Origin of the sequence: Methyloceanibacter marginalis, from assembly GCF_001723295.1 — a bacterium.
Taxonomy (GTDB): domain Bacteria; phylum Pseudomonadota; class Alphaproteobacteria; order Rhizobiales; family Methyloligellaceae; genus Methyloceanibacter; species Methyloceanibacter marginalis.
This window is the reverse complement of the sequence record NZ_LPWD01000381.1, coordinates 1-1,795: the sequence shown is the minus strand read 5'-3', so window position 1 is coordinate 1,795 and position 1,795 is coordinate 1. Positions and strand designations below refer to the sequence as shown.

The window sequence follows — 1,795 nt, the reverse complement described above, 5'->3', positions numbered from 1 at the left end:
GGCATCAACGGGGTGCGGGTCATGAGCATCTCGAACCTTACGTAAAGGGGTAGCGCTATCTCTCTCGCCCCCTCCGGCGAAAGAGCCAAACGAACCAATTGAGGGGAATGGGCCCTATATAGGGGCAGAGGCGGCTCTAGGCAATTGGCTCTTGGAGGCTTTTTAGGCTCCGACTTTCAGAGGGGCGCGCGTATTCACGACGCCCCGGCAGCGGCCGGCTTGGCAGCATCCTCATGGAGAGGCTCGTCGCCTTCCGATGGTGGGGCGACAGCCAGTTCACGAATGAGCAGCCGGACACAGTGTCTGTCGAGCCCATGGCTCTCAGCAAAGTACTGCAGATCTATGTCTTCAGTTCCAGCCAGGAACGCATTGCAAAACTGCAGGTATTGTCGTTGCCGTTCAGCCAAAGAAACCTCCCAATTCCGGAGAGCTAAACCTGCAGTTCGCGAGGGGGTTCCTTTGTGTGAAATCGATGACGGTCTGAATCCGTACCGAGTCCTCGATTGTGCCGGTCGGTCGGGAGGCAGACAATTGGGGCATGAAAGAAATCCCCCATAAGCACGCTTTCTCACCCGAGGAGCTCAGAACGATCGATGCTGCCTTCCGGTCGGCTTGGACCGTCCTCCATGTCTCCGGGCCCTATGAAAAGTGGAGCGATAAGGAAGGCCTGAAGCTGGCGCTGCGCAAAAAGATGTTCGCCTTCGCCTGCCACGGCGTCACCGGACGCGAGGCCCTGACAACCATCACCTTGAGAAATTTCGGTCTCTGAGAGCAAAGTCTCTGAGGGACTCTTCAAAAGCCCGGCTCCTTCCCGCCGGGCTTTTTCTCAATGTCGCGCGCCACTCTTGGTTTTGCGCGCCAACTCGCACGCCGTTTTACGACCTCGGTTCCGCAACACGGCTTGCTCAGGAACACGCTCCCTGAGACCGACCGCTTTGGATTGACTGGATTGCCCGAGGCATAGATCACAGGAAAATCGCCTCGCACGCCCCGGGCGGCCTCCGCGACATCCCATCCATTCAGGTAGCCGGCGAGTTGGATGTCGGTGACCAGCAAGTCGATCTCCTGCCCGTTCCGCAGGCATTCGATGGCACCCTCGCCGGTGCTCGCCTCCTCCACCTCCCAGCCCGCGTCTTCGAACGCCGCCGCCATGTCAGCCCGGATCAGCCACTCGTCTTCTACGAGCAAGGCAACGCCACAAGATCGGGAATGGGCCAAATTCAGCTCCGGTCGTCAGTTTAAGTAGACGCGCCTCTTATTCTTCAAACCCGCAGCTTCCGTTTCGTGTTCCAAGTAATGTACGAAATCGTACCAAAGGTCGATTTGACAGTGTCCCCCAAGAGCGTAGGCTGAAGCATCGGCCGCCAGGATATCCGGGCGCGGCCGGCTGGGAGACGAAAATCGCGCTCTTGCCCTCTAGGGGAACGAGCGCGTGACGCAATCCACAAAATATGATGGGCCGAATCGGCTTCTTGCCGCGCTGTCGCGGCGTGACTTCGATCTCCTGGAACCTCATCTCGTCGACGTCGACCTTCCTGTCCGAAAAAGTTTGGAGAGGCCCAATCGCCGCATCACGGCCGCGTATTTTCCCGAGGACGGCATCGCTTCGGTGGTGGCCAACGGCAAGGTCGGCAGCGGCGTCGAGGTGGGCTTGATCGGCCGCGAAGGCATGACGGGCGGCGCCGTTCTTCTGGGAGCGGATCGCGCCACCTACGACACCTTCATGCAGGTTCCCGGAGACGGTCTCTGCATGAAGATCGCCGACCTGAAGCGCTGCGCCGCCGAGAGCGAGAGC

General features: G+C 59.7%; 3 protein-coding genes. 2 read left to right on the top strand and 1 reads right to left on the bottom strand.

Annotated elements, in window-relative coordinates; all coding sequences use genetic code 11:
• The first annotated feature begins 538 nt into the window (after positions 1–538).
• On the top strand, positions 539–769 hold the full coding sequence (locus tag AUC71_RS13235; RefSeq protein ID WP_069624635.1) for a hypothetical protein: 231 nt from the start codon (positions 539–541) through the stop codon (positions 767–769).
• A gap of 23 nt (positions 770–792) precedes the next feature.
• Here AUC71_RS13235 and AUC71_RS13230 read toward each other — a convergent pair whose 3' ends face one another.
• A complete protein-coding gene (locus AUC71_RS13230; RefSeq protein WP_069624634.1) occupies positions 793–1,188 on the bottom strand; it encodes a response regulator in 396 nt (131 codons plus the stop codon).
• 244 nt (positions 1,189–1,432) lie between these two features.
• Here AUC71_RS13230 and AUC71_RS13225 point away from each other — a divergent pair.
• Positions 1,433–1,795: cyclic nucleotide-binding domain-containing protein (locus tag AUC71_RS13225; protein WP_483127811.1), on the top strand; the 363-nt coding region annotated here is incomplete at its 3' end.